The sequence below is a fragment of the Saccharopolyspora sp. 6M genome (genome assembly GCF_020176775.1).
Lineage (GTDB): Bacteria > Actinomycetota > Actinomycetes > Mycobacteriales > Pseudonocardiaceae > Saccharopolyspora_C > Saccharopolyspora_C gregorii.
On the sequence record NZ_JAIUJZ010000153.1, the window covers coordinates 22,209 to 28,208 of the forward strand.

General features: G+C 75.5%; 5 protein-coding genes. 3 read left to right on the top strand and 2 right to left on the bottom strand.

The genetic code is table 11. The annotated features are described in order from the left end of the window. Window positions 1-66: 66 nt before the first annotated feature. Window positions 67-1,194 (bottom strand): hypothetical protein, encoded by a 1,128-nt coding sequence (locus LCD31_RS20020; RefSeq protein ID WP_224960188.1) that lies wholly within the window; start codon window positions 1,192-1,194, stop codon window positions 67-69. Between the two features lie 165 nt (window positions 1,195-1,359). Beyond that, the gene (locus tag LCD31_RS20025; RefSeq protein ID WP_224960189.1) at window positions 1,360-2,385 is read right to left on the bottom strand and encodes an aminotransferase class V-fold PLP-dependent enzyme; all 1,026 of its coding nucleotides are present in this window, start codon (window positions 2,383-2,385) and stop codon (window positions 1,360-1,362) included. Between the two features lie 150 nt (window positions 2,386-2,535). Here LCD31_RS20025 and LCD31_RS20030 point away from each other — a divergent pair, with 150 nt between their 5' ends. From LCD31_RS20030 to LCD31_RS20040, 3 genes are all read left to right on the top strand, one after another. Further along, entirely contained in the window at window positions 2,536-2,946 is a 411-nt protein-coding gene (locus tag LCD31_RS20030) for a YjbQ family protein (protein ID WP_224960190.1), read from the top strand. Window positions 2,947-3,033: 87 nt separating this feature from the next. After that, window positions 3,034-3,726 carry a haloacid dehalogenase-like hydrolase gene (locus tag LCD31_RS20035; RefSeq protein WP_224960191.1) on the top strand — a complete coding sequence of 231 codons (693 nt, stop codon included), beginning with the start codon at window positions 3,034-3,036 and terminating at the stop codon, window positions 3,724-3,726. Window positions 3,727-3,779: 53 nt separating this feature from the next. Then, window positions 3,780-6,000: NB-ARC domain-containing protein (locus LCD31_RS20040; RefSeq protein ID WP_304614944.1), on the top strand; the 2,221-nt coding region annotated here is incomplete at its 3' end.

The window sequence follows — 6,000 nt, forward strand, 5'->3', positions numbered from 1 at the left end:
CGCGGGTCCTCGGGGTTCCAGCGGCGGAGGTACCGCTGGGGTTCCGCCGTCCGCGCGGCAGGAGGTTCAGCCGCTGTCCTGCGGCCAGCCGAGGCGCACGGCGTCCTTGGTGACGTCGGTGAGCCGCTGGTCCTCGTAGTTGTCGGGCTGCCCGAAGTACCCGGACTCACCGACGACGACGAGCCGGTCCTGCTGCTCGGAGTGGTAGCCCACGTCGCTGGTGAGCCCCGGGAAGTCGTCGGGCAGGTCCGGGCCCGAGGAGACCAGGTCCATCACGTTGCCGGTGTCGTCCTGGGTGACGAGCTCGTTGAGCTGCGCGGCGCTCGCCGAATCGGCCAGCCGCACGGTGACCACGGAGGTGAGCACGCGCTGCCCGTCCGGCAGCGTGGTGGTGTAGAGCGCCCGGGTGAGGTGCTCGCAGCCGTGCTCGCCGAAGAACGCCTTGATCTGGCCGGTGGAGACGTTGGCGCAGCCCTGGCGCCCCTCTTCGCGCACTTCCAGGTTGAACCGGTTCTGCGTCTGCGGGACGGGCGCAGGCGGGTCGGCCGCCTGGTCGTCACCGGAGGAGGGCTTGATCAGCAGCCAGAGCAGCCCGGAGACGACGGCCACGCCGAACAGCACGAGCCCGCGCAGCACCCAGCCGGAGGGCGTGATGGAGGTGCCCGCGAGCAGGCCGCCGCCCGCGCGCGCCGCCGGTTCGGGACGGACGGGTGCCTGCCTGCTGGTGGAGGGGTAGGCGCGCCGGTTGATGTCGCCGTGCTGCTGGGCCGCTCCGTTCGGCTGCCCGGGTGGTTGCTGCGCCGGGGCCTGCTGGGCGGGTTGCTGCGGGGCCGAGTGCTGCTGGGGGGATTGCTGCTGCACCGGTGCCTGCTGGGCCGGGTTCTGCTGGCCGTAGCCCTGCTGCGGGTACTGCTGCTGGCCGGGGTGCTGCGCGGCGTACTGGCCGCCCCAGCCCTGGTAGTGCTGCGGGTAGGCCTGCTGGTGCGCGGTCTGCGCCGCGTGGTTCTGGCCCTGGTGCTGCTGCGGCTGGCCGTAGCCGGGCGTGCCGGGTCCGGGCTGCGGCGCGTGCGGCTGGGCGCCGTGCGGCTGCTGGGCCGACGGCTGCTGGAACGCGGGGCGGGTCGTCTCGCCGGGTCCGCCCAGGGTGTCCGGGCTGAAGTCGGTGGGACTGGCGCTGCGGTGCTCGTGGTTCACCAGGGAGTTGTCGCGCTGGAGTGGCGCAGTGTCAGCTCGCTGCGCGTTCTGCGGCGAGCCTGTCATCTCTTCGGGTGCACCTTGGGGGTCCGGCACGGGCACTAACGGTAGCGGTTGCGGATCGCGCGCAGAACAGCACGTGCGCAGCGAAGACGTTCCGGCTGCTCAGCCACGCAACGCGCGGAGCACCAGGTCGACGTCGGTGTCGGTGTTGTACAGGTGGAACGCCAGCCGTGCCTTGCCCGCCCGGGCCGCGCACGCGATGCCCGCGTCGGCGAGCCTGCGGGCGGCGTCGTCGCCGGGCACCGCCACGATCGGCGAGCCGGCGGGAACGAGGCCGAGTTCGGCGCGCACCCGGTCGGCCAGCCCGGTGCAGTGCGCCCGCACCTGCTCCAGGTCGAGGGCGGCGAGCTCCCGCATCGAGGCGGCCGCGCCGACCTGGGCCAGCCACACCGGCGACAGGTCGAGCCCGCGCCCGCCCGGGGCCTGCTTCAGCGGCAGCCCGTAGATGCTGTCCATGCCGCCCCCGGCGTACCAGTTGGCGTGGCTCGCCCGCGGCGCGGGAGCGTCCGGGTGCTGCGCGAGCCAGGAGGACCCGCGCGGCGCGAGCAGCCACTTGTAGCCGGTGCCGACGACGTGATCGGCCCAGTCGAGCCGCATCGGCAGCCAGCCCGCGGCCTGGGTGGTGTCCAGCAGCACCCGAGTCGGCCGGTCCCGCACCGCTTCGCGCAGCGCCTCCAGGTCGACGAGCCTGCCGTCGGCGGACTGCACGACGCTCACCGCCACCAGGTCGTGGTCTGCGGCCTTCTCCGGGATCGCTTCGAGCGGGACCTCCTCCACCTGCACGCCGCGGTCGGCCTGCGCGGCGAACGGGAAGGTGACGCTGGTGAACTCGTCCTCGGCGACCAGCACGCGGGCTCCGTCCGGCAGGTCGGCGGCGATGATCCCGACCAGCTGGGAGACGGTGGCGCCGACGGCGACGCGGTCGGCGGGCACGCCGACGAGCCGGCCGAACAGTTCTCGTCCCGCGTCGGTGTCGGCGTCGAAGTCGGTGGGCCGGGCCCCGCCCGCGCCCCAGGTGGCGACCGCGGCGGTGACGGCCTCGACGGTGCCGGTGGACGGCACGCCGATGCTCGCGGTGTTCAGGTATCCGTCGGGGACGTCGAACCGGAGGCCGAAGGCGGTGCGCATGTTCCGATCCTCGTCGATGCGGTGGCCGGTGCGCCAGCACCGGATGCGCGGCCCGGCGGGACCGCCTACCACGCGCGGCCGGGGAAGCGCGGCCCACCGCAACCGGAGCGGCAGGACGGGCCGCGCGGCGCTCCGTTCTACCGTGGCGGTATGCGCAGTGAGGAAGTGGAGATCCGGACCGGTTCCGTCGAGGTGGTCTACGACCTGGGTGCCGAGTGCGACCGGTTCCTGCGGTCGGCGGGGGCCGGGGACGGCCTGCTGAACGTGTGGGTGCCGCACGCGACGGCGGGCCTCGCGGTGATCGAGACGGGTGCGGGAAGCGACGACGACCTGCTGGCCCAGCTGCGGGAGCTGCTGCCCGCGGACCGGCGGTGGCGGCACCGGCACGGTTCGCCCGGGCACGGGCGCGATCACGTGCTGCCCGCGCTGGTGCCGCCCTACGCGACGGTGCCGGTGCTGGACGGGCGGATGGCGCTGGGCACCTGGCAGTCGGTCTGCCTGGTGGACACCAACGTGGACAACCCGGTGCGGCGGGTCCGGTTGAGCTTCGTCGAAGGCTGATTCCACCTCTTCGGGTGAAACCGGGCCGGGCGCGGAGATGGCTCACATCTTGATCATGATCGCGAGGTGTCGTGCCAGGATGGGGCGATGACCTCCCGACTCGTGCTGTGGGACGTGGACCTCACCCTGATCGACGCGCGCGGCATCGGCGTCGACTGGTACCGGCGCACTCTCGCCGAGGTCACCGGGACGTCCCTGCGGCACGTGCCGGACATGGCGGGCAAGACCGAGCTGGCGATCACCGGCGAAGTGCTCGCCGCGCACGGCATCGACGCCGCCACCGACACCGTGCACGCCATGTTCCGCACCCTCACCGACGTGGTGCTGGCCGATCTGGACTCGCTGTCGTTGCGCGGCAGCGCGATGCCGGGGGCGGCGGAGGCGCTGGCGGCGCTCGCCGAGGTGCCCGGCGTGGTGCAGAGCCTCGTCACCGGCAACCTGCCGGAGGTCGCGTTCCACAAGCTCGACGCGTTCGGCCTGCACCGGCACGTGGACTTCGACATCGGCGGGTTCGGCGCCGACTCCCCGCACCGGCACGACCTGATCAGCGCCGCGGTCGGCAAGGCCACCGCCAAGCACGGTGCCGAGTTCGCCCCGGAGACCGTGGTCGTCGTCGGCGACACCCCGCGCGACGTGGCGGGCGCGCTGCACCACGGGGCGGTGGCGGTCGGCGTGGCCACCGGGCGCAGCGACGAGCAGGAGCTGCGGGACGCGGGCGCGCACGTGGTGCTGTCCGACCTCACCGACACCGGCGCGGTGCTCAAGGCCGTCCAGGGCTGATCGATCCGCGCGAACGCGGTGTCCGAGGTGATCTCCTGCGCTATACGTGGAGGATGACCGGAGACCGCGCCCACGACGGTTCCGCCGGGCAGTGGGCCCGGCGCACCGCGGCGCAGGAGATCCGCACCAGCAACGCGGTGCACCGCAACGACGGCCTGGTCGTGCAGGCCGGGCAGATCAACGGCGACGTGCACTTCGCCGCTCCCGTGCCGCCGCCGCGCCCGCTGGCCTCGACGCTGCCGCGCGCACCGGCCCGGCTGGTCGGCCGCGAGGCGGAGCTGGACGCCGTGCTCGGCGCGGAGAACCCGGTGCGGCTGCTGACCGGCATGGGCGGCTGCGGCAAGAGCGCGCTGGCGATCGCGGCGGCGGACCGGTTGCGCGGGGAGCACCCCGGCGGGGTCGTGCTGCTGCCCTGCCGCGGCTACCGGGACCGCGGGGAGTTCGGGTTGCGGGAGGCGATCGCGGAACTGCTGGCGCTGCTGGAGGTGCCCGCCGCGCACGCGGTCGGCGTCGGGCTGCTGCACCGGCGCTTCGCCGAATTCGCCGCGGCCGGGCTGCCGCTGCTGCTGGTGCTGGACGACGTGGGTCCGCACTGGGACGTGGCCGCGCTGCTGCCGTCCGACCCGGTGCACGGGGTGCTGATCACCTCCCGCGACGAGCTCGACGTGGACGCGGAGCCGGTCCGGCTCGGCGCGCTGCCCGCCGGGTCGGCGGTGGAGCTGCTGCGGCGGGAGATCGCTCGGGGCGACCCGGCGGACCCGCGCGCGCGGCTGCGGGAGGACCTGCTGCTGGTGGCGGAGCGCTGCGGGCACCTGCCGCTGGCGCTGCGCGTGGTCGGCGAGCTGCTGCGCGGCGATCCGCGCCGGGAACCCCGGGTGGTGGCCGCGGACCTGGGCTCGCCGCACCGGCTGTCGGTGCTGGAGAAGGTGCGGTCTGCGGTGGCGCTGTCCACGGCGGCGCTGCGGGAGTCGCCGAACCGGGTGGACCGGTCCGCCGCCGCGCTGTTCGAGCGGCTGGGCCTGCTGCCGGGCGTCGAGTTCACCGCGGCCCGCGCGGCGGTGCTGCTCGACGAGTCCGACCCGCGGTTCGCGCGGCTGCTGCTGGACCGGTTGTGCGCGGCGCACCTGCTGGAACCGCGCGCGGACGGCGGCGCGTTCCACGACCTCACCGGCGAGTGCGCGGCGGAGTCCTTCGCGGCGCTGCCCGCGCGGCTGCGGCGGTCGCTGGCGCTGCGGTTCGCCGAGCACTGCGCGGACGTCGCGGACGCGGCGGTGGCACCGCTGCGGCCGGGTGCGGACGCCACCTCCGAGCAGGTCGGCGCGGGGTTGCGCACGCTGCACGACGAGCACGACGCGCTGCTGGCGGGCCTGACCGACGCGGTGGCGCGCGGCACCGCCGGAGCGGACGCGGAACGGCTGTGCGCGGCGGCGGTGCGCGTCGCGGAGGCGCTGCTCGTCCGCTGCGAGCGGACCGGCCGGGTGCACGAGGCGCGGCGGGCGGCCGAACCGCTGCTGCTCGCGTCCCGGGTGCTGGGCGATCAGGACGCCGAGCTGCGCGCGCTGCTGGCGCTGTGCGAGGCGCACCTCGCCGGCGGGCGGCCCGGCGCGGCCGCCGGGTACGTGCGGCAGGCGATCGAGCTGACCCGCGCGCGCTACGCCGCGCCCCGCTTCCTGGCCACGTTCTCCCGGACCATGGCGACGTACGCGCGGCTGGCGGCGGAGACCGGCGAGCACGAGGTGGCGGCCGCCGCGTACCGGCGGCTGCTGGACCGGCACCGGCGCGACGAGGCCGCGCCCGGGCGGTGCGCCGCACTGGGCGGGCTGGGCCGGGTCGCGCTGCTGCGCGGTGACCTCGACGAGGCGGCGCGCCGGTACGAGGCGGCGCGGGCGCTCGCCGACCGGCACGGGCTCGCGGAGCAGGCGGAGATCGCGTGGAACGCGCTGGGCGTGGTGCTGGCGCGCCGGGGCGAGGTCGACGGCGCCGCGGACTGCCACCGGGCCGCTCGGGACTCGGCCGAGCGCCACGGGTTCCCGCACCGCGCGGCGATCGCGGTGCACCACCTCGCGGATCTGCGGCTCGCCGTGGGCGACGCCGAGGGGGCGCGGCAGCACTACGAGCGCTGCGCGCGGCTGTACCGGAAGGCCGGCGACCACCGGCGTGCCGAGGAGCTCGCCGACCGGCTGGCCGGGGGCTACCCGATGCCGCAGTACCTGCGGGACCACCCGGTGTACTACGCGGGGCCGGCGAAAACGCCGGACGGCTACGCCTCCGGCT